Source organism: Streptomyces sp. NPDC049813, from assembly GCF_044465085.1.
Lineage (GTDB): Bacteria > Actinomycetota > Actinomycetes > Streptomycetales > Streptomycetaceae > Streptomyces.
Genome location: NZ_JBITLI010000003.1, coordinates 316,948 through 342,638, shown reverse-complemented (window position 1 = coordinate 342,638; position 25,691 = coordinate 316,948). Strand labels below are relative to the sequence as shown.

At 74.7% G+C, this 25,691-nt stretch carries 20 protein-coding genes; 11 read left to right on the top strand and 9 right to left on the bottom strand.

Going from position 1 to position 25,691, the window contains the following annotated elements:
* The first annotated feature begins 42 nt into the window (after positions 1-42).
* Entirely contained in the window at positions 43-1,023 is a 981-nt protein-coding gene (locus ACIBW6_RS08990; RefSeq protein WP_399058276.1) for a GlxA family transcriptional regulator, read from the top strand.
* 34 nt (positions 1,024-1,057) lie between these two features.
* Here ACIBW6_RS08990 and ACIBW6_RS08985 read toward each other — a convergent pair whose 3' ends face one another.
* The 3 genes from ACIBW6_RS08985 to ACIBW6_RS08975 form a co-directional block, all read right to left on the bottom strand.
* Positions 1,058-3,103 (bottom strand): NAD(+) synthase, encoded by a 2,046-nt coding sequence (locus ACIBW6_RS08985; RefSeq protein WP_399058274.1) that lies wholly within the window; start codon positions 3,101-3,103, stop codon positions 1,058-1,060.
* Between the two features lie 83 nt (positions 3,104-3,186).
* The gene (locus ACIBW6_RS08980) at positions 3,187-6,006 is read right to left on the bottom strand and encodes a glycoside hydrolase family 2 TIM barrel-domain containing protein (RefSeq protein ID WP_399058272.1); all 2,820 of its coding nucleotides are present in this window, start codon (positions 6,004-6,006) and stop codon (positions 3,187-3,189) included.
* A 164-nt stretch (positions 6,007-6,170) separates the two neighbouring features.
* Positions 6,171-7,430 (bottom strand): FAD-binding protein, encoded by a 1,260-nt coding sequence (locus ACIBW6_RS08975; protein WP_399058270.1) that lies wholly within the window; start codon positions 7,428-7,430, stop codon positions 6,171-6,173.
* A gap of 71 nt (positions 7,431-7,501) precedes the next feature.
* Between ACIBW6_RS08975 and ACIBW6_RS08970 the strand changes: the two genes are divergently transcribed.
* A complete protein-coding gene (locus ACIBW6_RS08970; RefSeq protein ID WP_399058268.1) occupies positions 7,502-8,182 on the top strand; it encodes a pyridoxamine 5'-phosphate oxidase family protein in 681 nt (226 codons plus the stop codon).
* A gap of 85 nt (positions 8,183-8,267) precedes the next feature.
* A complete protein-coding gene (locus tag ACIBW6_RS08965) occupies positions 8,268-9,590 on the top strand; it encodes a radical SAM protein (RefSeq protein ID WP_399058266.1) in 1,323 nt (440 codons plus the stop codon).
* A 42-nt stretch (positions 9,591-9,632) separates the two neighbouring features.
* Here the strand turns inward: ACIBW6_RS08965 and ACIBW6_RS08960 are convergent, their stop codons facing one another.
* Positions 9,633-10,670: an asparaginase gene (locus ACIBW6_RS08960; RefSeq protein WP_399058264.1), complete on the bottom strand. Its 1,038-nt coding sequence runs from the start codon at positions 10,668-10,670 to the stop codon at positions 9,633-9,635.
* 148 nt (positions 10,671-10,818) lie between these two features.
* On the opposite strand from ACIBW6_RS08960, the gene ACIBW6_RS08955 reads away from it, so the two are divergent.
* Positions 10,819-11,268, top strand: a complete 450-nt coding sequence (locus ACIBW6_RS08955; RefSeq protein WP_399058262.1) for an Lrp/AsnC family transcriptional regulator — start codon at positions 10,819-10,821, stop codon at positions 11,266-11,268.
* Between the two features lie 19 nt (positions 11,269-11,287).
* On the opposite strand, the gene ACIBW6_RS08950 is transcribed toward ACIBW6_RS08955, so the two are convergent.
* Complete coding sequence (locus ACIBW6_RS08950; RefSeq protein ID WP_399058260.1) at positions 11,288-11,782, bottom strand: DUF3237 domain-containing protein; 495 nt, start codon at positions 11,780-11,782, stop codon at positions 11,288-11,290.
* Between the two features lie 2 nt (positions 11,783-11,784).
* Positions 11,785-12,267 (bottom strand): ester cyclase, encoded by a 483-nt coding sequence (locus ACIBW6_RS08945; RefSeq protein WP_399058258.1) that lies wholly within the window; start codon positions 12,265-12,267, stop codon positions 11,785-11,787.
* Between the two features lie 57 nt (positions 12,268-12,324).
* Between ACIBW6_RS08945 and ACIBW6_RS08940 the strand changes: the two genes are divergently transcribed.
* The 5 genes from ACIBW6_RS08940 to ACIBW6_RS08920 all read left to right on the top strand — a co-directional run bounded on the left by ACIBW6_RS08940 (position 12,325) and on the right by ACIBW6_RS08920 (position 17,822).
* On the top strand, positions 12,325-12,978 hold the full coding sequence (locus tag ACIBW6_RS08940; RefSeq protein ID WP_399058256.1) for a TetR/AcrR family transcriptional regulator: 654 nt from the start codon (positions 12,325-12,327) through the stop codon (positions 12,976-12,978).
* A 27-nt stretch (positions 12,979-13,005) separates the two neighbouring features.
* Positions 13,006-13,821, top strand: coding sequence for an SDR family NAD(P)-dependent oxidoreductase (locus ACIBW6_RS08935; RefSeq protein WP_399058254.1), 816 nt, complete (start codon positions 13,006-13,008; stop codon positions 13,819-13,821).
* A gap of 304 nt (positions 13,822-14,125) precedes the next feature.
* Positions 14,126-15,220: a ribosome small subunit-dependent GTPase A gene (gene rsgA / locus ACIBW6_RS08930; protein WP_399058252.1), complete on the top strand. Its 1,095-nt coding sequence runs from the start codon at positions 14,126-14,128 to the stop codon at positions 15,218-15,220.
* 704 nt (positions 15,221-15,924) lie between these two features.
* Positions 15,925-17,319: a bifunctional transcriptional activator/DNA repair enzyme AdaA gene (locus tag ACIBW6_RS08925; protein WP_399058250.1), complete on the top strand. Its 1,395-nt coding sequence runs from the start codon at positions 15,925-15,927 to the stop codon at positions 17,317-17,319.
* Positions 17,316-17,822, top strand: coding sequence for a methylated-DNA--[protein]-cysteine S-methyltransferase (locus tag ACIBW6_RS08920; protein WP_399058248.1), 507 nt, complete (start codon positions 17,316-17,318; stop codon positions 17,820-17,822). Before ACIBW6_RS08925 ends, ACIBW6_RS08920 begins: the two co-directional genes overlap by 4 nt.
* 33 nt (positions 17,823-17,855) lie before the next feature.
* Here ACIBW6_RS08920 and ACIBW6_RS08915 read toward each other — a convergent pair whose 3' ends face one another.
* The 3 genes from ACIBW6_RS08915 to ACIBW6_RS08905 form a co-directional block, all read right to left on the bottom strand.
* Complete coding sequence (locus tag ACIBW6_RS08915; protein ID WP_399058246.1) at positions 17,856-18,524, bottom strand: 4'-phosphopantetheinyl transferase family protein; 669 nt, start codon at positions 18,522-18,524, stop codon at positions 17,856-17,858.
* 173 nt (positions 18,525-18,697) lie between these two features.
* Entirely contained in the window at positions 18,698-19,180 is a 483-nt protein-coding gene (locus ACIBW6_RS08910; protein WP_399058244.1) for a DUF456 domain-containing protein, read from the bottom strand.
* 78 nt (positions 19,181-19,258) lie between these two features.
* Complete coding sequence (locus tag ACIBW6_RS08905) at positions 19,259-20,239, bottom strand: helix-turn-helix transcriptional regulator (protein WP_399058241.1); 981 nt, start codon at positions 20,237-20,239, stop codon at positions 19,259-19,261.
* A 209-nt stretch (positions 20,240-20,448) separates the two neighbouring features.
* On the opposite strand from ACIBW6_RS08905, the gene ACIBW6_RS08900 reads away from it, so the two are divergent.
* On the top strand, positions 20,449-24,216 hold the full coding sequence (locus tag ACIBW6_RS08900; RefSeq protein WP_399058239.1) for a S8 family serine peptidase: 3,768 nt from the start codon (positions 20,449-20,451) through the stop codon (positions 24,214-24,216).
* 122 nt (positions 24,217-24,338) lie between these two features.
* On the top strand, positions 24,339-25,691 hold the full coding sequence (locus tag ACIBW6_RS08895; RefSeq protein ID WP_399058237.1) for a protein phosphatase 2C domain-containing protein: 1,353 nt from the start codon (positions 24,339-24,341) through the stop codon (positions 25,689-25,691).

The following is a 25,691-nucleotide window of genomic DNA, read 5'->3' as shown; positions in this document are numbered from 1 at the left end:
CTGGGCAATGGCAAGATTGCCAGGTACCGATAACATCGTGCCATGGCCCTTCACGAACCCCGGGCAGGCCGCCCGCACCGCGTCGTCACCCTCGCGCTCGACGGCGTCTACCCCTTCGAGCTCGGCATCCCGAACCGGGTCTTCCCACTGGTGCCGGGGGCGTACGAGGTGCTCACCTGCGCCGCGTCCGACGAGCGCACGGTGGCGACCGACGCCGACTTCACGATCACCGTCGAGCACGGCCCAGAGGCGCTGGAGAGCGCCGACACGGTGGTGATCCCGCCCTACGACCTGCGGCGCATCTCGGCGGAGCTGCCCGAGGACGTACGGGCCGCGCTGGCCCGGATCCGGCCGGGCACCCGCCTGCTCTCCATCTGCACCGGCGCCTTCACACTGGCCGCGGCCGGGCTCCTGGACGGGCGGCCCGCGACGACGCACTGGGCGCTCGCCGACGTCTTCCGCCGGATGTTCCCGCAGGTCGACCTGGACCCGGACGTCCTGTTCATCGACGACGGGACCGTGCTGACCTCCGCGGGCGCCGCGTCCGGCGTCGACGCCTGCCTGCACGTGGTGCGCGGCGACCACGGCAGCGCGGCCGCCAACCGGGTGGCCCGGCACTGCGTCGTGCCGCCCTGGCGCGACGGCGGGCAGGCCCAGTACATCGAGCAGCCGGTCCCCGAGGAGGGCAGCTCCGGCACGGCCGCCACCCGCGCCTGGGCGCTGGACCACCTCGACCGGCCGCTCGCCCTGCGGGAGCTGGCCGGGCACGCCCGGATGAGCCCGCGCACCTTCGCCCGCCGCTTCCAGGACGAGACCGGCACGAGCCCGGGCCGCTGGCTCATCCAGCAGCGGGTGCACCGGGCCCGGCACCTCCTGGAATCCACCGACCTGCCGGTCGACCGGATCGCCGCCGAGGTCGGCTTCGCCACCGGGACCTCGCTGCGCCAGCACCTCCAGGCGGCGATCGGCGTCTCCCCGCGGGCCTACCGGCGCACGTTCCGCAGCCTCAGCCCGGCCGGCTGAGGCCGCGCCGGCCCACGGGGCGCGAGCCGGGGTCTCACTCGTCGGCCGGCCACTCCCAGCGCGCCAGGTCCGCCAGCCACGCCCGCGCGTTGCCGTCGGACGGGGCGCGCCACTCGCCGCGCGGGGAGAGCGAACCGCCCGCGGAGACCTTCGGCCCGTTCGGCATCGCGGACCGCTTGAACTGCGCGAACCCGAAGAAGCGCTGACAGAAGTACTCCAGCCAGTGCCGGATCTCCGCGAGGCCGTAGGCGCCGCGGTCGGACTCGGGGAAGCCGGGCGGCCACTCCCCGGCCTGCTGGTCGCGCCAGGCGTGCCACGCGAGGAACGCGATCTTCGAGGGCCGGAAGCCGTACCGCAGCACGTAGAAGAGGCTGAAGTCGTGCAGCGCGTACGGGCCGATCTTCGACTCGGTCGACTGCAGCTCCTCGCCGGGCACCAGCTCGGGGCTGATCTCCGTGGCGAGGATCGCGGTCAGCGTGCGGCCGGTCTCCTCCCCGAACAGCTCGCTGCTGACGACCCATCGGATCAGGTGCTGGATCAGCGTCTTGGGCACGCCCGAGTTCACGTTGTAGTGACTCATCTGGTCGCCCACGCCGTACGTGCACCAGCCGAGCGCCAGCTCGGAGAGGTCGCCCGTGCCCAGCACGATGCCGCCGCGCTGGTTGGCGAGGCGGAAGAGGTAGTCGGTGCGCAGACCGGCCTGCACGTTCTCGAAGGTGACGTCGTACACCGGCTCGCCGGCGGAGAACGGGTGGTCCATCTCCTTGAGCATCAGCCGCGCCGTGTCCGTGATGTCCAGCTCGGCCGCCGTGACGCCGAGCGACTTCATCAGCTTGTGCGCGTTGCTCTTGGTGTGGTCGCCGGTGGCGAAGCCCGGCATCGTGAAGGCGAGGATGTCGCTGCGCGGCCGGCCCGCGCGGTCCATCGCCCGGGCCGCGACGATCAGCGCGTGCGTCGAGTCGAGCCCGCCCGAGACCCCGATGACGACCTTCGGGTCGCCGATCGCCCCGAGCCGCTGCTGCAGGCCCGCGACCTGGATGCTGTACGCCTCGTAGCAGTCCTGGGCGAGCCGCTGCGCGTCGGCGGGCACGAACGGGTAGCGCTCGACCGGGCGGCGCAGGCCGAGGTCGGCGCCGACCGGCGGGTCGAGCTGGAAGCCCACGGTGCGGAAGTCGCCGGTGCGGGCGGCGTGGGTGCGGCGGTTCTCGTCGAAGGTGCCCATGCGCTGGCGCTCCTGGCGCAGCAGGTCCAGATCGACGTCGGCGACCGCGGCCCGGTCGCCGTCCGGGAACCGCTCGGTCTCCGCGAGCAGCACCCCGTTCTCGAAGATCATGGTCTGTCCGTCCCAGGACAGATCGGTCGTCGACTCACCGAGGCCCGCCGCCGCGTAGACGTACGCGCCCAGATAGCGCGAGGACGCCGAGCGGCAGAGCATCGTGCGGTCGTCGGCGCGGCCGACGGTGATGGGGCTGCCCGACAGGTTGAGCAGCACGCTCGCCCCGGCGAGCGCCGCCTCGGCGCTCGGCGGCACCGGCAGCCACATGTCCTCGCAGATCTCCACGTGCACGACAAGCCCCGGCACGTCCTCGGCGGCGAAGAGCAGGTCCACCCCGAACGGCACGTCGGTGCCGCCGATCCGGATGGAGCCGCCCCGCACGTCGTCGCCCGGCGCGAGCTGCCGGCGCTCGTAGAACTCGCGGTAGTTCGGCAGGTACGACTTGGGGGCGACACCGAGGATCCGGCCGCGGTGCACGACGACCGCGCAGTTGAAGACCCGGCCGCGGTGGCGCAGCGGGGCGCCGACGACGAGCACGGTCAGCAGCTCCGCGGAACCGGCCACCACCCGGGCCAGGCCCCGCTCGACCTCGTCGAGCACCGCGTCCTGGAGCACCAGGTCCTCGATGGAGTAGCCGGTCAGGCCGAGTTCGGGGAAGACCGCGACGGCCACCCCCTCCTCGGCGCACCTGCGTCCCTGGCGCAGGATCGCCTCGGCGTTGGCGGGCGGGTCCGCGAGGGCGGTCTGGCCGGTACAGGCGGCCACGCGCGCGAAACCATGGGCATAGATCGACCGGAAGTTCACCCCACCATCATGACAACCGCCCCCACCCCCTGCGCGCGGGGACCCCGCCCCCGACCAAGGACGTACGCCCTCTTCCGCGGTGCTCAGGACCGGCGGAACGTGAAGGTGAAGGATGCCGGGGTCGGGGTCAGGCGGTAGTGGGGGAGGGGGCCGGGGCCGCAGGACTGGGTGCCGATGCCCTGGTGGGCGTGGTCCAGATTGAGCCAGACCGGGGTGGACGGGACCAGGTCCGTCAGGTGGTCGGCCGCGTCGAGGTGTTCCGTCGTCCAGCGGCGGGCGGTGAAGGAGAAGGCGGGGGAGCCCTCGATGCGCAGTCCGCCGAGTTCGGCCCAGCGCACGTCCGCGCGGGCCCCGTTCTCCTGCGGGCGTACGTACGGCGTCTGGAGGGCGTCGACCGTCGACTCCCACCGGCCGAGGCGGGACGCGGCCCGCGTGTCCGGGTAGGCCTCGCCGGGGCCGCCGCCGCACCAGCGCACGGCGTCCGCGCCGCCCGGCAGCCCGAGCCGCACCCCGAGCCGGGGCAGCGGGACGCGCCAGTCGCCCTCGGGGACGACCGACACGGCGAGCCGCAGCGTCTCCTCCCGCGCCGACCAGCGGAACACGGTCCGCAGCGCGATGTCGGTCCCGGCGGGCGCGGCCCGGCCGCGTACGGTCAGGGCGTCCCGCGCCACCTCGACGGCGTCGACCCGGTGGCGCATGCGGTGCAGCCCGTACCGGCGCCAGAGCGGGCCGAGCCGCTCGTCGTCCTGCCAGCTCGCCCCGTCGTCGTTGTCGGTGGGCGCCCGCCAGACGTCGAGCCGCAGCCCCGCCACCTCCACCCCGCCGACCGAGCGCAGGGCGCCGGTGCGCGCGTCGAGGACGCCGGGACCGACCGTGATCCGGCCGGGACCGGCCACCGCGCGGGCCTCGAAGCGCCCCGCCGGCACGGGGGCCGGGGGCGCCTGCGACTGGCCCCACGCCACCTCGTGGCCGTCCTCGTCCAGGGCCCGCAGCGTCGTCCACCCGGCCGCCTGACCGGCGCACTCCGGCGGCAGCTCCAGCGTCACCGACTCGCCGGGACCCAGCGCGGGTACCGTCAGCGGCCCGGACGCGACAGCGGCCCCGTCCCCGTCCTCGTACGACCACGTGAAGGTCAGGCCCGACAGGTCGCGGAAGTCGAACCGGTTGGTGACGCGCGCCGTGCCCGCCCGCGCGTCGATCTCGAACCGCACCGGCTCGATCACCTTCTTGAACTCCAGCAGGCCCGGCGACGGCGTCCGGTCGGGGAAGAGCAGGCCGTCACAGACGAAGTTCCCGTCGTGCAGTTCCTCGCCGAAGTCACCGCCGTAGGCGTATCCGTAGCGGTCGTCCTTGATGCCGTGGTCGATCCACTCCCAGACGAAGGCGCCCTGCACGCGCGCGTGGGCCTCGAACAATCGCTGGTAGTCGGCGAGTCCGCCGGGGCCGTTGCCCATCGCGTGCGCGTACTCGCACAGCAGGAAGGGGAGCGAGCGGCGGCGCACCGGGCCGCCGTCGAGGCTGCGGCCGATCCGGTCGACCTCCGCGTGGTCCGCGTACATCCGCGAATAGACGTCCACGTCACGGCAGTCGAGGTCGCCCTCGTAGTGCACGAGCCGGCCGGGGTCGCGGCCCCGGATCCACTGCGCCATCGCAGTGAGGCCGCGGCCGGTGCCCGCCTCGTTGCCCAGCGACCACAGCACCACCGACGGGTGGTTCTTGTCGCGCTCCACCATGCGCGCCGCCCGGTCCAGGAGCGCGGGCGTCCACCGGTCGTCGTCGACGGGGTTGTCGCGCCAGCCCTGCTCGACGAAGCCGTGGGTCTCCAGGTCGCACTCGTCGATCACCCACAGCCCGTACTCGTCGCACAGGTCGAGGAAGGCGGGGTGCGGCGGATAGTGGGAGGTGCGCACGGCGTTGACGTTGTGGCGCTTCATCAGCTCGACGTCGCGCCGCATCGTGTCCGGGTCGAGGGCGCGGCCGCGCTCGGGATGCCACTCGTGCCGGTTGACGCCCTTGAAGAGGACCGGCACGCCGTTCACCTTGATCAGCCCGTCCGACAGCGCCACCGTACGGAACCCGATCCGCAGCGGGACGCGCTCGCCGCCGGTGTCGAGCGTGCCCGCGTACAGCCGCGGCGTCTCCGCCGTCCACGGCTCGACGGGCACGGTCACCGGCTCGCCCGTCGCCGCGTCGATGCCCAGCTCCGGGACGACGACCCGGCCCGCGACGTCACTGTCGACGCGCAGCGTGCCCGTCCCGGCGGTGTGGTCGTACGAGGCGTGCGTGAAGAAGTCGAGCGCGCACCCGGCGGGGCGGTGCAGCAGCGTCACGTCGCGGAAGATGCCCGGCAGCCACCACTGGTCCTGGTCCTCCAGGTAGGAGCCGGCCGACCACTGGTGGACCCGGACCGCGAGCACGTTCCCGGCCGGCTTCAGCAGGTGGCCGACGGTGAACTCGTGCGGCAGGCGGCTGCCCGTGAACGTGCCGAGGACGGTGCCGTTCAGCCACACCCGCGCACACGACTCGACCCCGTCGAAGCGCAGCACCGCCCCGCCGTCCGCGGGCCAGTCGTCCGGCAGGTCGAAGACGCGCAGGTGGTCGCCGGTCGGGTTCTCGTCCGGCACGTGCGGCGGGTCGACCGGGAACGGGTAGCGGTGGTTGGTGTAGACCGGCGCGCCGTGCCCCTGCAGCACCCAGTGGCCGGGCACCGCCACCTCCGCCCAGGCCCCGGCGTCGTAGCCCTCGGCGGCGAAGGACTCGTCGTGCGCGTCGGCGGTCTCCGCGACGCGCAGGCGCCAGGTCCCGTTCAGGCAGAGCGCGGCGGCGGAGGAGGCGGCGTACCAGGCGCGCGGCGGCAGCGCCCCGGTCCCGGGCGAGACGTCCTCGACGTACGAGACGGACATGGGGCTCCTCGGGGCGGGGCACGGGCAGGGCTGCGGTCTCCCGGGAAGCGTTACCCCGTCGCCCGGGCGGCGCCACCACAGGAGAACGGAAGTCCAACAACTCGCGCGGAAGTCCTCGTGGCCCGTCCCGGGCAGGCCGCGAAACCCTTGCTCCCGGCCCCGGTTCAGCGCGGCAGCAGCGCCCGGACGAACGCGTTGGTGAACGTGCCCCGCGGATCGAGGCGCCGGACGAGCGCCGCGAAGTCGGCGGCGTGCGGATAGCCCGCGACGACCTGCTCGGGCGCGGCCGTGAACACCTTGCCCCAGTGCGGCCGCGGAGCGAACTCCCGCAGCCGGTCCTCGACGAACGACACCACCGGCAGCACCCGCTCGGTGTCCGCCACCCACGTGAAGTGGAAGGCGACCGTGGACCGGTCGTGGGCGGGGCTCAGCCACTGCGTGTCGGCCGCGACGGTCCGCACCTCGCACACCTGGAGCACCGGCGCGATCCGCTCCCGCACCGCGTCGAGCGCGTGCAGCGCCGCCGTGGCGTGCTCGCGCGGCAGCAGGTACTCCGACTGCAACTCCTCGCCGCTGCTGGGCGTGAACGCGGCCCGGAAGTGCGGCAGCCGCTCGTGCCAGGGCCCGGGCACGCCGAACTGCTCGGTGCAGTGCACGGCGGGCATCCCCGGCACCGGGTGTCGCGCCTCGGCCGCGGGCCGCGCCCAGGGGAAGGCGAGCGGCTCGGGCAGCCGCCGCTTCACCCACACCTGGTCGAAGTGCGGGCCGCGCCAGCCGGTGAACAGGCTCACGCTGTACGCGGCCGAGGCGACGGCCGCGAAATCGAGCCCCTCGAAGGGCAACCGTCCGAAGACGTGCTGGGCCACCTCGAAGGCGGGCTCCACGTCGAGGGTGAGCGACAGCACGATCCCCAGGGCGCCGAGCGAGACGACGGCGCCCTCGAACCCGGCGTCGCCCCGCGCCAGCGTGAGCGTCTCGCCGTCCCCGGTGAGCAGCTCCACGGCGCGCACCGCCTCGGCCAGGGAGGCGTTGCCCACCCCGGAGCCGTGGGTGCCGGTCGCCACGGACCCGGCGACCGAGATGTGCGGCAGCGACGCCATGTTGGGCAGGGCGAGCCCGTGCGCGTACAGCTCGGCGGCGAGTTCCGCGTAGCGCACGCCGCCGCCGACCCGCACGGTCCGCGCCGCCGAGTCGATCTCGATGCCACCCGGCAGCCCGGCGAGCGAGACCAGGGTGCCCGAGCGGCCGCCGTCCACGTCGGCGATCCGGTTGAAGGAGTGGCCGCTGCCGAGGACCCGTATGTGCGCACTGCGCGCGACGAGGCCGCGCAGCGCGTCCAGGGACTCCGGGCGGTGCAGGCGCGCGGTGGAGAAGGTGATGTTGCGGGCCCAGTTGGTGGGGGCGTGGGAGCTGGTCTCGGCCACGGCGGCTGCCTCTCTCGGATGCGGGCGTCCCGCAGATTGGATCACGCCCGCCCGGGAGTACTGTCCGGGCCATGACGCACACCGAGCCGCCGCACACGCTCACCCCCACCGACCGGACCCGCCCGCGCCGCATGAAGGAACAGGCGAGCTTCGAGCGCTCCGACCTCGAATCCGTCCTCGACGCGGGCTTCGTCTGCCACCTGGGAGTGATCGTCGACGGAGCGCCCCGGGTCCTGCCGACCGTCTACGGCCGCGACGGAGGCCGGCTCTACGTGCACGGCTCGGTGGCCAGCCGCAGTCTGGCGGCCGATCCGGACACCGAGATATGCGTCACCGTCACCCACGTCGACGGCCTCGTCCTGGCCCGCTCCGTCTTCGAGCACGGCGTGAACTACCGCTCCGCGATGGTCTACGGCGTGCCGCGCGTCCTGGCCGACGACGCCGAGAAGACCGAGGCGCTGCGCGTGCTGACCCACCACGCGGCGCCGGGCCAGTGGGAGTACGCCCGCCGCCCGGACCGCAAGGAGCTGGCCGCCACGACCGTCCTCGAACTCTCCCTGGAGGAGGCCTCGGTCAAGATCAGCGCGGGCCCGCCGGACGACGGCCGCTCCCCGGACGCCCAGCTCGGCCGCTGGGCCGGCACCCTGCCGCTGACCTCCCGCTGGGGAGCGCCCACCGCGGACCCGCTGCTGGCGCCCGGCATCACCGCGCCCGCCCATGTGGTGGCGCGAGCGGGGACCCGCCAGGGCTGAGCGACAAGCGGGGGCATACCGTGAGGTGTCGAACTGCGACTGTCAGGACAGTCGGAGAAGCACGTCGTAGAGCAAGGAGAACGGGATGCAGAGCCGCACGGCACTCGTCGAGGACCTGATGGAGCGCTTCCCGCACGTTCCCAAAGAGGCCGTCTTCAAGGAGGACCTGCTCCGCGGCGGTGTCGCCTTCGACGCCTCGGCTCTCAGTGACAACGAGGACGGCGAGGTCAAGCCGAAGTCGTACTTCATCTTCTCCTTCGACCACGGCACGCTGCCCGAGCTGGGCGAGGCCGCGCTGCGCCGCCCGCCCGAGGAGATCGTCCTCACCGGCGGCCCCTACGACCTGCGCCGCACGGTCGTCTCGGTCCGCGTGAACCCCTCGTCGCCCTACCGGGTGGCGGCCTCCGAGGACGGCATGCTCGGCCTCTACCTCGACGGCAAGCGGATCTCCGACGTCGGGGTGCCCCCGATGCCGGAGTACTACCGGCACAAGCTCTCCAACGGCAAGTCGGTCATGGAGGTCGCCCCGACCATCCAGTGGGGCTACCTGATCTACCTGACCGCGTTCCGCGTCTGCCAGTACTTCGGCGCCAAGGAGGAGTGCCAGTACTGCGACATCAACCACAACTGGCGCCAGCACAAGGCGGCGGGCCGGCCCTACACGGGCGTCAAGGACGTCGACGAGGTCCTCGAGGCGCTGGAGATCATCGACAAGTACGACACCGCGAAGGCCTCGACCGCCTACACGCTCACCGGCGGCGCGATCACCTCGAAGGTCCAGGGCCTGGACGAGGCGGACTTCTACGGGCGGTACGCCAAGGCCATCGAGGAGTACTTCCCGGGCCGCTGGATCGGCAAGGTCGTCGCGCAGGCACTGCCCAAGGACGACGTCCAGCGCTTCAAGGACTACGGCATCCAGATCTACCACCCCAATTACGAGGTGTGGGACGAGTACCTCTTCAAGATGTACTGCCCCGGCAAGGAGCGGTACGTCGGCCGCGACGAGTGGCACAAGCGCATCCTCGAATCGCGCGACGTCTTCGGCGCCCGCAACGTGATCCCGAACTTCGTGGCCGGGGTCGAGATGGCCCAGCCCTTCGGCTTCACGACGGTCGACGAGGCCATCGCCTCCACCACGGAGGGGCTGCGCTTCTTCATGTCGAACGGCATCACCCCGCGCTTCACCACGTGGTGCCCGGAGCCGACGACGCCGCTCGGCAAGGAGAACCCGAACGGCGCCCCGCTGGAGTACCACATCCGGCTCCTGGACGCCTACCGCTCGACGATGGACGAGTTCGGGCTCTCGTCCCCGCCCGGCTACGGCCCCTCGGGCGCGGGCCGCGCCGTCTTCTCGGTCAGCTCCTTCATGGACAGCCTCGCCCCGAACGAGGAAGCCGTGGAGGTCTGAGGGGCGCCCGCCCCTCAGACCCTCCGGCCGCCCCCCAGGGCCTCAGGCCGCCCGCTCGGCGTCCGCCGCGCCCTCACCGGACAGCGGCGCGGCGATCAGCCGGCGCAGCAGCGCGGGGCGGGCGGCGGGGGCCGCGTCCGCCAGGAGCGCGGCGAGCACCGCGATCCGGGTCTGGCCCGCGCGCAGGGTGCCGGAGAGCACGGCGCCCGCGGCGACCAGGTCGACGGCGCCGCCCCCGGTGTAGATCTCGGCGAGCGGCCCGGCCGGGACCCGGGTGCTGACGGCGACCAGGACACCGCGGCGCACGGCGGCCGCGACCGCGTCGACGAACGCGGGCGTCGCGTTGCCCGCGCCCGTCGCGACGAGCACGACGCCCCGCGCGCCGGCCGCGAGCGCGGCCTCGAAGAGCGCCGGGTCGGCGTCGCTGTGGTGCATGACGATGTCGACGCGCGGTGTCCCCGCCGCCTCCCGCGGGGCCGGCAGCGGCTCGGGGCGCTGCGGACCGGTGCGGATGTCCACCCGGCCGAAGCCGAGGCGGCCCAGCGGCCCGGCCGACGGGTCGGCGAACGCGTTCGCGGCGAGGGTCTGCGTCTTCACGGTGCCGCGCGCGGCGTGCACCCGCCCGTCGAAGACGACCAGGACGCCCAGGTCCCGCGCGTCCGCGGCGACCTGAAGCGCGTCGTACATGTTGCCGGGGCCGTCGCCGTCGGTGGCGCCGAGCGGCTTCTGCGCCCCGGTGAACACCACCGGGCGCGGATCGTCGTGGTGCAGGTCGAGCAGGAACGCGGACTCCTCCAGGGTGTCCGTGCCGTGGGTGACGACGATGCCGTCCACCTCCAGGTCGGCGAGGACCTCCCGCACGGTGCGCAGCAGGGTCAGCTGCCGCTCGCTGGTCATCCGCGAGCTGTTCACGTTGAACAGGTCGACGACCTCGACCGCCACCCCGTCCGGCACGGCCGCGCTGGCCAGCACGGTGTCGCCGCCGGCGTCGGCGGCGTAACCGGTGCCCTGCCAGCGGCTGGCGATGGTGCCGCCGGTGCTGATGAGGGTGATGCGCTTGGGCGCGCGGGTGCGTTCCATGGGGGGCTGCCTCGCGAAGGGGGAAGGGGTGCGCCACCGGGGCAGGGCGCGCACATGTTCGATCTCCAGCAAGGATAATTCCAGCGAGGCGCAATCGGATTGCGAATCATGGCCGACGTCCGGCTGTTCCATGGCGCAGAATTGCGTCATGGACCGGATCGACCTGCATATCTTGCGCGAGCTCCAGGACGACGGGCGCCTCAGCAACCAGGAGCTGGCCCAGCGGGTCGGCCTGAGCCCGTCGCCCTGTCTGCGCCGCGTCCGCCAGCTGGAGAAGGACGGCGTCATCCAGGGGTACCGCGCGGTCGTCGACCCGGCCGCGGTCGGCCGCGGCTTCGAGGTCCTGGTCTCCATCGAGGTGCGCCGCGACCGCGCCGCCGTCGAGGCCTTCGAGCGGGCCCTCCAGGACATCCCGGACGTCATCGAGGCCTACCGCCTCTTCGGCAGCCCCGGCTGCCTGCTGCGCATCGCGGTCGCGGACCTGGCCGCGTACGAGCGGCTGTGGATCGAGCGGCTCACCACCCTCGACGGGGTGACCGAGGTGAACTCGCAGATCATCATGAAGCGCGTCAAGGAGCCGCGGGGCCTGCCGGTGTGAGGTGTGGCCCCGGCGCGGGTCACAGCAGCTGGGAGACCCGGTAGGCGATCCCGCCCGCCACCAGGTAGCCCGAGCCGACGCACACCACGTCGTTGAGCCACGCGTACCGCTGCGAGCCCGTCTCGAAGAGCGGGTTCGTGCGGAAGTAGTAGCGCGCGGGATCGACGAGGTGGCGCCGGTCCGGGTCCGCCACGTCGGCCCGCGCCTCGGGCGGCGTGACCCACCGGCCGCCGTACGTCATGTGCACGAGGTCGCCGTCGTGCGTGCGCAGCGGCAGCCGGACGTCCAGCGCCAGCACGCCGTCCGGGCGGAACAGGCCCCAGTCGCCGCCCAGGGGCAGCACGTCCCCGCGCAGCCGTGGCCCGTCGAACGTGCCGCCCGCGGAGCCGAAGAACACCCGCCGCCCCAGCGGTCCCGCACCGAAGTCACGGCGCGGGTCCAGGTCGACGACCATGTCGAAGAGCCGGACGGTACGCGGCGGCGCGACGTCCTTGACCCGGGGGTCGCCCGTCATCGTCATCGCCTCCCGTCGGCGAAGAGCGTGGCCCGGACGGCGTCCGTCGAGACCCCCGACTGCGCGCAGAGCTCGGCCAGGTCGAAGCAGAACCGCTCGTCGGCGATCAGCCCGTCCCGGAAGCCGAACCGGATGTCGACCGGCAGCACGGCACGGCGTCCGCTCGGCCGCACCCCGAACCGGTCGCCGGTCATGGTCATCCGCGCCGTCCCCCAGCACACCAGCGTCCCCGCGCCGGTCGCGTGGCCCTCCAGGGTGACCTCGTAGTCGGGGAACGAGGCGAAGAAGCCGGTCAGCGCCTTCTCGTTGGCGGCGAGTCCGCGCGCCAGCGAGCCGAAGGCCGGCGCCCGGAGCGTCATGTCGGGGTGCAGGCAGCGCAGTGCCGCGGGCACGTCCTGCCGGCTCTTGGCGCGCGCCAGCGCGTGCGCCAGCTTGAGCATGCGGATGCTGTCCAGGGCGGCCTCGGCCTGTTCCGTGGAGTCCATAAAGAAAACGTACGGTCGTACGTACGCTTTCGGCAAGGCCTCTGGAAGAATGCCGCCATGAGCGAGACGACGGACCAGGAGAGCGGGGACCGGCGGCTGCTGCGCGGGGCCCGGTCGCGGCGGACGATCCTGCGCCGGGCCGTCGACGTCGCCTCGGTGGAGGGCCTGGACGGACTCAGCTTCGGGGCGCTCGCCACCGGGCTCGGCCTCAGCAAGAGCGGTGTCCAGACCCTCTTCGCCACCAAGGAGAACCTCCAGACCGCCACGGCCGAGCACGCGCGCAAAGTCTTCGACGAGGCCGTGGTCCGGCCCGCGCTGAGCGCCGGGCGCGGAGCCGCGCGGCTGCGGGCCCTGGTCGAGGCGTGGATCGGCTACGCGTCCGAGCCGCTCTTCCCGGGCGGCTGCTTCTGGGCGGCGAACCAGGCGGCCTTCGACGGTCGCCCGGGCCCGGTCCACGACGCGCTGTTCGCGGGCCAGCGCGACTGGCGGCGACTGCTCGCCGGGGAAGTGCGGCACGCCACCGGCGCGTCCCCCGACGCCGCCGCACTCGCGGCCTTCCAGCTCGACGCGGTGCTGCTCGCCGCCAACACCGCGCTGCGCTGCGGCGACCGCACGGCGGTGGACAGCGTCCGGCAAGTGACCGAGGCCCTCCTCGCCACCCCGATTGGGGCGGCCCAACAGCCGCACCTGGAGAAGGAATTGAGCGACTGACGACCGACTTGTCCGTATGCTCGCACGATGATCCAACAAGTTGAGCGAGACAACGGGGACGGACGGCACACGGGGCTCCTCGCGGGCCGGGTGGCGATGATCACCGGGGCGTCGAGCGGGATCGGGGCCGCCGCCGCGCGCCTCTTCGCCCGGGAAGGCGCCGCCGTCGTCCTGATGGCGCGGCGCGGTGACCCGCTGGCGGCGCTGGTGGCGGAGATCGAGGCGGACGGCGGACGCGCCGCGGCCTCCGTCGGCGACGTGACCCGGCCGGACGACGCGCGCCGCGCCGTCGGCACGGCCGTGGACCGCTTCGGCGGACTCGACTGCGCCTTCAACAACGCCGGCTACGCCACCCTGGACGGCCCGCTGCACGAGACGGACGACGACGTGTTCGCCCGCACGATGGACGTGAACGCGGGCGGCGTCTGGAACTGCATGAAGCAGCAGCTGCCGGTGATGCTGGCCGGCGGGGGCGGCTCCATCGTCAACACCAGCAGCACGGCCGGCCGGTACGCCACCGGCGCGTCCGTGGCCTACGTCGCCGCCAAGCACGCCGTCCTCGGCATCACCCGCGGCGCCGCCGCCGAGTACGGGCAGCAGGGCATCCGCGTCAACGCGCTCGTCGTGGGCACCACCCGCAGCGAGATGATCGACGAAGCGGTCCGGCAACTACCGGTGCTGGAGAGCGCGTTCATCGCCCCGCAGATCCAGAAGCGCATGGCGTCGCCCGTCGAGATCGCACAGGCCGCGCTCTGGCTCTGCAGCGACCGGTCCTCCTTCGTCACGGGCTCCGCGATGCCGGTGGACGGCGGCATCTCCGCCCAGGCGAAGGCCGCGGACTGACCCCCCGGCGCGGCGCGGACGCGGGCGGGGGCCGGGGCGGCGAAAAAGAAGTGGCGCGCCGTCCGCGCCCGGGGATACGGTCCTCTCGTTCCCGGGCGGTCAGCCACCCGGGAGCGTGAGGGACCAGGCACGACGAGAGCCGAGATCGCAGATCTCGCCGGGATCAGGGAGGTGGAGACCGATGACTGTCATGGCGACGGGCGCTGCCCGCATCCGGAAGTTCATCTCGTCCACCTCCGTGGCCACCGGCTGAGCCGTCGCGCTCCTCCTCCGTCGCCGGGGCCGCCCTTCGAAGGGTCACCCCTTGTCTCTCCGCTTCGACCACTCCGTCCTCGCCCCCTACGGCTGGGACTCCGACTGGGCCGCCGCGTTCGCCCCGTTCGCCGGGCGCGGCCTCGTGCCCGGGCGGGTGCTGCGCGTCGACCGCGGGCGGTGCGATCTCGTCACGCCCGAGGGGATCGTGCACGCCGACACCGAGTACGTCGTACCGCGCGACCCCATGAAAGTCATCTGCACCGGCGACTGGGCCGCGGTCGACCCCGACGACCACGATCCGCGCTACGTCCAGGCGTACCTGCCGCGCCGCACCGCCTTCGTGCGCTCCACCTCCTCCAAGCGGTCCGAGGGACAGATCCTCGCCGCCAACGTGGACCAGGCGGTCATCGCCGTCTCCCTCGCCGCCGAACTCGACCTCGGGCGGATCGAACGGTTCCTGGCGCTCGCCTGGGAGTCCGGCGCGCAGCCGCTGGTCGTGCTCACCAAGGCGGACCTCGTGCCCGACCCCGTCACGCTGGCGTACCTGGTCGCCGACGTCGAGACCAGCGCGCCCGGCGTCCAGGTGCTGCCCGTCAGCGCCCACGACGGCGACGGCACCGACGTCCTGCGGGCCGCCGTCGCCGACGGCACGGCCGTGCTGCTCGGGCAGTCGGGCGCCGGGAAGTCGACCCTCGCCAACGCGCTCCTGGGCGCCGAGGAGATGGACGTCCGGGCCGTCCGTGACGTCGACGGCAAGGGCCGCCACACCACCACCACCCGCAACCTCTTCGCGCTCCCCGGTGGCGGCGTCCTCATCGACACGCCCGGGCTGCGCGGCGTCGGCCTCTACGACGCGCAGAGCGGGGTCGGGCAGGTCTTCGCGGAGATCCAGGAACTGGCGCGGGACTGCCGCTTCCAGGACTGCGCGCACACCGTGGAGCCCGGCTGCGCGGTGCTCGCCGCGGTGGATGACGGGGCGCTCCATCAGCGCCGCCTCGACAGCTACCGCAAGCTCCTCCGGGAGAACCAGCGGCTGGCCGCCCGGACGGATGCGAGGTTGCGGGGGGAGATGCGGCGGGAGTTCAAGCAGCGTGGGGCGCTCGGGCGCGCGGCCCTGGAAGCGAAGCGCGGCCGCCACGCCTGACCCGCCCGCGCCTCAGGGACCCGGGGCGGTCACCCGGCTGCGGCCCGGTGGGGGCTGGTCGCGCAGTTCCCCGCGCCCCTGAAGGGCGCACTGCGAGCGCCCCCGTCTTCGGCTGCGGGCCCGGTGGGGCTTCTCGCGCAGTTCCCCGCGCCCCTGAGATGCGCACTACGTGCGCCATCTCATGGGGCTGCGGCGAAGCCGCATGCTCCAGGGGCGCGGGGAACTGCGCGAGCAACCACGACGGCGCGTCAGTCGAGAGACTGCCTCTGAGGGGCGCGGGCAACGGCGCGCCAAGCCCCCACCGCCCGGCCAGCCGAACGACGGCCCTTGAGGGGCGCGGGGAACGGCGCGCCAAGCCCCCACCAGCCGGTGAGCCGAACGACGCCCCTTGAGGGGCGCGGGGAACGGCGCGCCAAGCCCCCACCAGCCGGTTAGTCGAACGACAACCCTTGAGGGGCGCGGGGAACGGCGCGCCAAGCCCCCACCAGCCGGTGAGCCAAACGACGACCCTTCAGGGGCGCGGGGAACTGCGCGCCAAGCCCCCACCGGCCGGTCAGTCGAACGACGGCCCTTGAGGGGCGCGGGGAACTGCGCGATCGGCCCTCACCGGCCGGTTAGCCGAAGGACGGCCCCCCCGGGCGCGGGGCGAACCCCGCGTCCGATTTCCGCCAGCCCCAAGCGGAGCGCAAGCGCACACTGGACCCGTGACCACCCCAGAAGACACCCGCTACGAAGCCGTCCGCAGCCGGGACGCCCGGTTCGACGGCGAGTTCTTCTTCGCCGTCCGGACCACCGGCATCTACTGCCGCCCGAGCTGCCCCGCGGTCACCCCCAAACGCCACAACGTGCGCTACTACGCCTCCGCCGCCGCCGCCCAGAGCTCCGGGTTCCGGGCCTGCCGCCGGTGCCGCCCGGACGCCGTACCCGGCTCCGCCGCGTGGAACGTGCGCGCGGACGTCGTCGGCCGCGCGATGCGGCTCATCGGGGACGGCGTCGTCGACCGGGAGGGGGTCGGCGGCCTCGCCGGGCGGCTCGGGTACAGCGCACGCCAGGTCCAGCGCCAGCTCACCGCGGAGGTGGGCGCGGGCCCGGTCGCCCTCGCCCGCGCCCAGCGGGCGCACACCGCACGGGTCCTGCTCCAGACGACACCGCTGCCGGTCACGGAGATCGCGTTCGCCGCCGGGTTCGCCAGCGTCCGCCAGTTCAACGACACCATCCGGGAGGTGTACGCCCGCACGCCCACGCAGCTGCGCACCGACGCCCCCGGCCGGGCCGGCGAGCGGCGGACCGTCGCCGCCACCGCCGGGATCCCGCTGCGCCTGGCCCACCGCGGCCCCTACCGGGCGGGCCCCGTCTTCGACCTGCTCGGCGCCGAACTCCTGCCCGGCGTCGAGGAGGCCACGGGGGAGCGCGGCGCGCGCACGTACCGCCGGGTGCTGCGGCTGCCGTACGGCACGGGCATCGTCTCCGTCGACGAGGCCGGGCACGAGCAGCCCGGCGCGCGGGCCGAGCACCGCGGCGGCTGGCTCGACGCCCGTATCCACCTGACCGACCTGCGGGACCTGACCACCGCCGTGGGCCGGCTGCGGCGCCTGTTCGACCTGGACAGCGACCCGTACGCGATCGACGCACGGCTCGGCGCCGACCCGCGGCTCGCCGCGGCGGCGGCCGCCCGGCCGGGCCTGCGCTCGCCGGGCGCCGCCGACCCGGAGGAGCTGGCGGTGCGGACGGTCGCCGGGCCGCAGGAGTCCGCGCGGCTCGTCGAGCGGTACGGCAAGCGGCTCGACGCCCCCTGCGGCGGGCTGCACCTGGTCTTCCCCGCGCCGGACGCCCTCGCCGGCGAACCCGGCACGCTCGGCGCGCTCGCCCGCGCCCTCGCCGGCGGCGGCCTGAACCTCGGCCCGGGCGCCGACCGTGACGACGCCGAGGCGGCGCTGCGGCGGCTGCCCGGCCTGGACGCGCGCACCGCGGCCCTCATCCGGCTGCGCGCCCTCGGCGACCCGGACGTCGCCGTGCCCGGTGACGGCATCGCCGCCGACGCCTGGCGGCCCTGGCGGTCGTACGCCCGCCACCACCTCATCGCAGAAGGACAGTTGTGAACACTCCCAGCGCGACCACGTACTACACCACCCTCGCCAGCCCGCTAGGCGAGCTGCTGCTGACCGGTGACGCCGCCGGCGCGCTCACGTCCCTGTCCGTGCCCGGGCAGAAGGGCGGGCGGACGGTCGAGCAGCTGCGGGACGGGCCGGTGCGCGACCCGGCGCCGTTCACCGCGGTCGCGGACCAGCTGGACGCGTACTTCGCCGGTGAGCTCAAGGAGTTCGACGTCGAGTTGCGGCCCCGGGGCACGGAGTTCCGGCGGCGCGTGTGGGACGCGCTCGACGAGGTGCCGTACGGCGCGACCACCTCCTACGGCGCCGTCGCCGCCCGGATCGGCGCCTCCGGTGTCGCCGTGCGGGCCGTCGGCGGCGCGATCGGCGCCAACCCGCTGCTCATCGTGCGCCCCTGCCACCGGGTGATCGGCGCCGGCGGGGCGCTCACCGGCTACGCGGGCGGGCTGGAGCGCAAGGTGCGGCTGCTGACCCTGGAGGGCTCGCTGTAGGCGCACCGGGGCGGTCTCCGCGTGCGCCGCCCGTCACGCGGGGCTCAGCGCCACCGCCGCCGCGTATCCGGCGGGGACCGGGACGTCCCGCAGCGACCAGCCGCCGGGCGCGCCGGGGGAGCCCGGCAGCGTTCCTACGTAGTCGAGGTCGGGGGAGCGGGACAGGCCCGTGCCGATGCCCTTGAGGTAGGCCTCCTTGCGGACCCAGGCACGGGACACGGCAAGACGCCGCTCCGCGGGGCCGGCCAGCGCCGCCAGTTCGGCCCGCTCCCGCGGGTGCAGCACCCCGGCCAGGTCGTCGGCGGCCAGGGACTGGGTCAGCTCCTCCACATCCGCGCCGACCGGCACCGCGGCGAGCGCCACCAGCGCCAGATCACCGCTGTGGGAGAGGGAGAAGTGCAGCCCGGGGGCGTCGGCAAGGGCCGGGCGGCCGTGCGGCTCGCCACAGCCCGGGCAGGGCAGCCGCACGAAGCGCAGCGTGCCGGGCGCGCGGTCCAGCCGCTCGCCCAGGACGCGGCGCAGCGCCACGTGCGCGTTCACGTACCGCAGCCGGTGCCGGTCGAAGGCGAAGGCGGCGGCGCGCCGCCGCTCGTCGGCGTCGAGGACGCCCGCGTCCGCCGCAGGGCCGGGCCCGGCGTCGGTCCGCACCAGCCACAGCGCGGCGTCGTCCCCGCCGCCCGCCCACTGCTGTATGTGGTCCACGGCTCACGCCTCCCGACCGCGCGGGGCCCCGGGGAGCCCCCTTGGTCCCGTGCGTCCCACCCGTGTCACCGTCACGGTCGTCGAGCCTACCGGCCCCACCGAGGGACACGACGGGCGTCCCGGCCCCGGCCCGCACCCCCGGCCCGCACCCCCGGGACGCGCGGGGAGCCGCGTCAGCCCCAGATCACCGCTCCCGCCCACGCCCCGACGATCAGCAGGCACGCGAACAGTTCGGCCAGCACGCTGGAGCCGCCCGCCCGCATGGCCGTCCTGGTGGAGGCCACGGCGTCCCCGTGGCTGCCGAGCCGCAGCCGTTCCGCCGCGTATATACCGCCCACGAAGCCGGGGATCGCGCCGATCACCGGGAGCACGCAGAACCCGGCCAGGGCCCCCGCGCCCGCCCAGAGCGCGAGCGCCCGCGTGGCCCCCGCCTGCCGCAGCCGCCGCGGCGGCAGCAGCCAGCGCAGCACCTGCGCGGCGAGCAGGACGGCGGTGGCGCCCACGAGGACGCCCCAGGCCAGGCCGTGCGGATCGCGCAGCGCCCAGACGGCGACCCCGGCCCACACCAGCCAGGACCCGGGCACCCCCGGCACCAGTACCCCGCACAGGCCGAGCGCCAGCACGGCCCCGACCAGCAGGAGTTCCCACGCTCCCATGGCCCCAGGGTCCCCCAGACGCGGCGAACGCGCAGATCAGAGGGTGAGCCGAGGCCTCGCGCCCCTCCGGGCCCCGCCTCAGCGCGCCACCCAGCCCCGCTCGTACGCGTGCCAGCCCAGTTGCAGCCGGGTCGTCACCCCGGCCAGCTCCATCAGCCGCTTCACCCGGCGCTGCACCGTCCGCAGCCCCAGGTCGAGCTGCTTGGCCACGCTCACGTCGGTCAGCCCCGCCAGCAGCAGCGAGAGGATCTCCAGGTCGGTGCCGTCCGGCCCGGCCCGGCCCGCCTCCTCCACCCGCCCGTGCTCCCCGAGCCGCAGCGGCAGCGCCTGGCGCCAGACCGCCTCGAACAGCCCGGAGAGGGATTCGAGCAGGCCGCTGGCGTGCACGACGAGCGCGGCCGGCTCCGAGGCGCGGGAGACCAGCGGCACCAGCGCCAGCGCGCCGTCGGCGATCACCAGCTTCGTCGGCACCCGGTCCAGGACGCGGACCTGCTCGGCGCGGCCGATCGCCGCGGACAGCTCGGTGAGGCCGGTCGGCAGCGAGAGGACCTCCCGCTCGATGACGACGCGGTAGCCGACGCCGCGGCTGACGGCCTGCGGCTCCGCCTCGTTCTCCATGCCGGTCACGGCGATCGGGTTGCCGGTGACCAGCGCGCAGACCTCCGCGGTGGCGCCCAGCTGGATCTGCAGGAAGCGCTGCGAGACCGCGGCCGCGCCGGTCACCACCTCGACCAGGTCGTGCACCGCGGGCTCCGCGGCCTGGGCCCGGTACTCCTCGGCGAGGAGCGCCGCGGCCAGCTCCGCCTGCTCCAGATCGTGCCGGCGCTGGGTGAGCAGGGCGCCGAGGGCGACCCCGGGCGGGGCGGCGACCCAGCGGCCGGGCCGCGCCGAGGACTGGGCGGCCAGGCCGTGCCGCTCCAGGCGGCGCAGCGCGATCTCGGCGTCGTACTCGGCGAGCGCGAGGCGCCGGGCCAGATCGGAGACATCGGCCGCGCCCACCGCCACCAGGGCGCGGTACGCCGACTCGTGCACCTCGTCCAGACCTATCGCACCCAGCATGCCGCGCTGCCCCTCCCGTCCCGTCGGTACGGCTCCGTCCCTCCCGTCGCCGTCCCTGGCGGGAACCGGCCACGGCACAAACCCGCCGCGCCCATCTTCCCTGTACCGCCCGTCACTCTGCCAATGTGGCGCCACCGCACGCACCGACACCCGCCGGGAATACGGCGTTCGTTCCGTATTCACCTGCGCTTTTTCACAGGGGGAGAGCCATGCGCCGGACAGCGCGCACGGTCCTGGGCGCGGCGCTCGCCGCCACGCTCGCCGCTACCGCGGCCGCTCCGGCCGGGGCACGAGAGGGGAGTGCCCCGGCCGGCGGCCGCCCTCTGACCGGCAGCGCCGCCGCCGCGGCGGCCGGCGGGAGCACCGCGACGGTCACCCTGGTGACCGGCGACCGGGTCGTCGTCACCACCGACGCCGCGGGCCGCAGCACCGCCACCGCGCTGCCGACCGGCCCCGGCGGCGCCCCGGTGGTGCAGACCCGGCAGTCCGGCAAGGACCTGTACGTCTACCCGGACGGCGCGTTGCAGGCGATCGCCGCGGGCCGCGTCGACGAGCAGCTCTTCAACGTCACCGGCCTGATCCGGCAGGGATACGACGACGCGCACAGCGCGACCCTGCCGCTCATCGCCACGTACGACACCTCGGTCGACGTCGCGCGCGCCGTGCCCGCCGCGCCGCGCGGCGCCCGCCGCGGGCTCGTCCTCGACCCCGTCGACGGCGTCGCCCTGAAGGCCGACAAGAAGCGGGCCGCCGACTTCTGGGCCGACGTCACCACGCGCCGCTCCCGCGCGGCGGGCGACCTGAAGAAGGTCTGGCTCGACGCCAAGGCGCGGGCCCTGCTGGACCGGTCGACGCGGCAGATCCACGCCGACCGCGCCTGGGCCGCCGGTTACGACGGCAAGGGCACCACGGTGGCCGTCCTGGACACCGGGGTCGACACCGACCACCCGGACCTCAAGGGCCGCGTCGCCGACTCCGAGAACTTCACCGACGCCGCCGACACCGGCGACCACCAGGGCCACGGCACGCACACCACTTCCACGGTCGGCGGCACCGGTGCGGCCGGCGGCGGCAAGGAGAAGGGCGTCGCGCCCGCCGCCACCCTGCTCAACGGCAAGGTCCTCGACGACAGCGGCTCCGGCGCCACGTCCTGGATCATCGCCGGTATGCAGTGGGCCGTCGCCAAGGGCGCCGACGTCGTCTCCATGAGCCTCGGCAACCCCGAGGAGCTGGACTGCTCCGACCCGATGGCCCAGGCCACCCAGGAACTGGCCCGTTCGGCGCCGCACACCCTCTTCGTGATCGCCGCGGGCAACGCGGGCCCGAGCCTCAACTCGGTCTCCTCGCCCGGCTGCGTCCCCGAGGTGCTCACCGTCGGCGCCGTCGACGGCTCCGACGCCACCGCGAGCTTCTCCAGCCGCAGCCCGGTGCGGCGCACCCACACCCTCAAGCCCGAGATAGCCGCCCCGGGCGTCGACATCACCGCAGCCTCCGCGGGCGGCCGTGGCGTGTACGCGTACCGGTCCATGAGCGGTACGTCGATGGCGGCGCCGCACGTCGCGGGCGCCGCCGCCCTCGTGCGGCAGCGCCACCCCGACTGGAGCGCGGGGCAGGTCAAGTCGGCCCTCGTCTCCTCCGCCGACACCGGCATCCCCGGCGACGTCCGCGAGACCGGCGGCGGGCGGCTGGACGCCGGGGCCGCCGTCGACGCGACGGTGCTCGGCGCGGGCGCCGTCCAGGGCGGCACCTTCTCCTGGCCGCAGGACCCCAGCGACCGCACCACGGTCACCGTCCCGTACACCAACACCACAGCCACATCAGTGACGTTGGCGCTGTCCGTGGCCGGTGTCACCGGCAACGACGGCTCGGCCGTCCGCTCTCCCGTGGCGAGGCCCGGCGCGCGGACCGTCACCGTCCCGGCCGGCGGCACCGCGGAGGTCCCGCTGCGGCTCGACCCCACGGCATCCCTCAAGGCGGCCCAGTACGGGGACGTCACCGGGCGCGTGCTCGCCACCGGGCCGGGCGGCGTGCACGTCTCCACCCCGTTCTCGCTGTACGTCGAGCCCGAGACGGTCACGCTCCGCGTGAAGTTGACCGACCGTCAGGGGAAGCCGGCCGACGGCCCCTCCTCCCTCGACGTCATCGGGACCGACACCGCAACCGGCGAGCGCCGTCCGAACGAGGGAGCCACCGACCAGACCTACCGCCTGCGCCCCGGCGCCTACTTCCTCTCCGCCTTCATCGGCACCCCGGAGCAGGCCGGTACGCTCCTCGACTCCCTCACCTACCTGGCCCGGCCCCAGCTCGACCTGCGCGAGGACACCACGGTCGTGCTCGACGCACGTACCGCCCACAAGCTGAGCGTCACGACCGACAAGCGGTCCGAAGTACGCGGTGCGACCCTCGGGTTCGCCCGCAGCTGGGACGGGACGTGGCTGCACGCGGGGACCGCCGCGGGCAGCCGCACGATCCGCTCCTACTACGCCGGAGTGACCGGCCGGGCGAGCGACGGCACGTTCGAGTTCGACAGCTTCTGGCGGGCCGCCGCACCGCAGTTCACCGAGTTCGCCGTCGCGGGCGGACCGTCGCTGCACCCGTGGACCGGCTCCACCGGCTCCGCCAACCTCGACGGCACCGGCAGCGCGCGGATCGTCGACGCGGGGTCCGGCACGGCGCAGGAGCTGGCCGCCGCCGGGGTCGAGGGCAGGCTCGCCCTCGTCGAACTCCCCGAGGGCGCCGGCGCGGGCGCCGTCGCCACCGCGGCGAAGGCGGCCGGGGCCGAGGGCGTCGTCATCTACCGTGCCGCCGCCGGGCGCTGGTACCCGTCCGCCGGACTCGCCGGGGGCCCGCTGCCGATGATCGGCGTGGCGACGGCCGAGGGGAAGGCGCTCGCCGCGCGGATCGCGGCCGGGGCCACCACCCTGCGGTGGAAGGCGACCGCGAACAGCCCGTTCATGTACAACCTCGCCTTCCCCGAGACCGGTCCCGTCGGCGCGGCCCGCACCTACCGCGTCCGCGACCGCGACCTCGCCGCCGACCGGGCGACGTACCGGGCGATGGGCACCGCCGCCGACTACGTCGACCTGCCCGCGGCCACCCGGCCCTCCGGGCTCGCCGCCTCCTTCGCGGACATCGAGAGCGTCGCCGCGCCGTCGCGGCGCACCGAGTACTACTCGGCGGGCACCACCGGCTGGGGCCACCGGGTCTCCAGCGCCTTCCCCTGGGGCGAGTTCATGATCGACCCGGTGCGGACGTACCGGAAGGGAGAGCGGCGCACCGAGGAGTGGTACGGCGGCGTCCTCGCCCCGACGGCCCCGCTCGACGACTCCGGCGCGCCTGCCCTCGCGGCGGAGCGCCAGGGCGACGTCATCGGCGTGGCCCCCGGGTTCTGGGGGGACGGCCGGCACCTGGGCGTCCAGGGCGGGTTCGGCGACGTCGGCGGGCTGACGCTCACCAGGGACGGCGAGGTCGTCGGTGACACGGGCTGGCCGTACGGCGTCTTCGAGGTGCCCGCGCAGGACGCGGCGTACGAACTGACCCTGCGCACCGCGAAGATCGGCTCGAAGGTCTGGAACCGTTCGACCGGGACGCAGACCACCTGGTCGTTCCGCTCGCACCGCGACGAGGACGTGTACTCGCAGGGTCTGCCGCTGCTCTTCCCGCGGCTGACGCTGCCGGAGGACGGGCTCAAGACCCTCGCCGCCGCGGACGGCCGGCGGATCGGCATCGCCGCGACGGGGCACGCGGGGTACCGGCCCGGGGCGCTGACGAAGGTCGCGCTGTCCTACTCGTACGACGGCGGCGAGACCTGGACCGAGGCGCGGACCGCGCGGCACGGCGGCGCGTGGAGCGCGACCGTGGGCCATGCCGGTGCCGGGGGCCGGCAGGTCACGCTGAAGGTCCGGCTGACCGACTCCCGGGGCAACGCGGTGACCCAGACCGTCACACGGGCCTACGACGTGCGCCAGTTCGACTGATCACCTGAACCGGTCCGCCGGGCGTCCTTCCCGTGGGGGGTGGGGCCGCCCGGCGGATCTTTGCGCGGCTGATTTTCCCGATGCCCCGTTTTCGTGGGGCCCGTGCTGTGGACAATGAGGGCATGAGCCAGCAGGGGGAGAAGCCCACCCGTCGCCCGGCCCAAGAGGACGACTGGTGGGGTCAGCTGTACGAAGACGCGGCCGCCGGCGACACCGGGCCGGCCGCGACCGCGGACACCCTGGACGACCGTTTCGCCTCGGCCGGAGCGGTGGCGGCTCCACCGGACACGATCCCACCACCCCGATCCCCGGCCACCCCGCCCCGCCCCCCGACCGACGCGTCCCGCCCTACGGAACCCCCGACCGGCCCCGGCACGGCGGCCCAGGAGCCACCCGGGGCGACCCAGCCGGACACGGCACCCCCGGAGCCGCCCGGGATGGTCCAGCCCCGGACCACCGCCCCCGGGCCCCCCGGACCCGCCCCCCGCGCGGACGCGCCCCCGCCGGTCTCTGTCGTTTATGTCGGTGAAGGTCCGCCCACCTATGAGGCGGAGCCCACCGCGTTGCCCGTCGCCGATCCGGACGAGCTGGAGGATCTCGTCGCCGACACCGTCCTGGACGGGGCGCGGTACGGCAGCTGCACCCTGCGCGCCGCGTCCATGCGGGGCGACTCCGCGCGGTACCGGGGCGAGCCGCGCCGTGACAGCCTGCTGACCGCCCGGTTCGGCAGCGGCCCCGGCGCGCTCGTCCTCGTCGCGATGGCCACCGGCGCCCGCGCGACGCCGGGCGCCCACCGCGCCGCCGCCGAGGCCTGTGACTGGATCGGCCGCGCCGTGGGGCTCAGCCACGCCCGGCTGGCCGAGGACATCCGCGCGGGCCGCCGCGGCGACCTCAAGTCGGGGCTGCACCGGCTCACCGACCGCAGCCTCGGCAGGCTCCGGGCGAACGCGGCCGAGCAGGGCCTGGACCCGGCGGAGTACGCCGCCGGACTGCGCTGCCTGTTGGTGCCCGCCGACCCCGCGTGCCGGACCCGGGTCTTCTTCGGGGTCGGCGACGGCGGCCTGTTCCGGCTGCGCGACGGCGCCTGGCAGGACCTCGAACCCGGCGTCGGCGACCAGGGCGGCGCCCCGGTCGTGGGGTACGGCTCGCTGCCCGCGGCCGAGACGCCGGACGGCGACCGGCTCACGATGGACCTCGGCATCACCACGCCGCCCAGCCCGTACGAACCGGCCGCCGAACCGCCCCGCGACCCGTTCCGCTTCCGGGCCTCCGTCGCCCGACCGGGTGACACGCTCCTGCTCTGCACGGCGGGCCTGGCGGAACCGCTGCGCGGCGAGCCCGGCCTCGGCCGCCACCTCGCGCGCCGCTGGGCCGAGCCCGAGCCGCCGGGGCTCGCCGCGTTCCTCGCGGACGCCCAGGCCCGGGTCAAGGGGTACGCGGACGACCGGACGGCCGCCGCCGTTTGGGAGGCGTAA

Coding starts and splice junctions, on each gene's coding strand:
- ACIBW6_RS08910 (WP_399058244.1), bottom strand. CDS start 19,180: ATGGGAGCGTGGGAACTCCTGCTGGTCGGGGCCGTGCTGGCGCTCGGC.
- ACIBW6_RS08900 (WP_399058239.1), top strand. CDS start 20,449: ATGCGCCGGACAGCGCGCACGGTCCTGGGCGCGGCGCTCGCCGCCACG.
- ACIBW6_RS08905 (WP_399058241.1), bottom strand. CDS start 20,239: ATGCTGGGTGCGATAGGTCTGGACGAGGTGCACGAGTCGGCGTACCGC.
- ACIBW6_RS08970 (WP_399058268.1), top strand. CDS start 7,502: ATGACGCACACCGAGCCGCCGCACACGCTCACCCCCACCGACCGGACC.
- ACIBW6_RS08940 (WP_399058256.1), top strand. CDS start 12,325: ATGAGCGAGACGACGGACCAGGAGAGCGGGGACCGGCGGCTGCTGCGC.
- ACIBW6_RS08965 (WP_399058266.1), top strand. CDS start 8,268: ATGCAGAGCCGCACGGCACTCGTCGAGGACCTGATGGAGCGCTTCCCG.
- ACIBW6_RS08945 (WP_399058258.1), bottom strand. CDS start 12,267: ATGGACTCCACGGAACAGGCCGAGGCCGCCCTGGACAGCATCCGCATG.
- ACIBW6_RS08960 (WP_399058264.1), bottom strand. CDS start 10,670: ATGGAACGCACCCGCGCGCCCAAGCGCATCACCCTCATCAGCACCGGC.
- ACIBW6_RS08895 (WP_399058237.1), top strand. CDS start 24,339: ATGAGCCAGCAGGGGGAGAAGCCCACCCGTCGCCCGGCCCAAGAGGAC.
- ACIBW6_RS08950 (WP_399058260.1), bottom strand. CDS start 11,782: ATGACGGGCGACCCCCGGGTCAAGGACGTCGCGCCGCCGCGTACCGTC.
- ACIBW6_RS08990 (WP_399058276.1), top strand. CDS start 43: ATGGCCCTTCACGAACCCCGGGCAGGCCGCCCGCACCGCGTCGTCACC.
- ACIBW6_RS08980 (WP_399058272.1), bottom strand. CDS start 6,006: ATGTCCGTCTCGTACGTCGAGGACGTCTCGCCCGGGACCGGGGCGCTG.
- ACIBW6_RS08935 (WP_399058254.1), top strand. CDS start 13,006: ATGATCCAACAAGTTGAGCGAGACAACGGGGACGGACGGCACACGGGG.
- ACIBW6_RS08955 (WP_399058262.1), top strand. CDS start 10,819: ATGGACCGGATCGACCTGCATATCTTGCGCGAGCTCCAGGACGACGGG.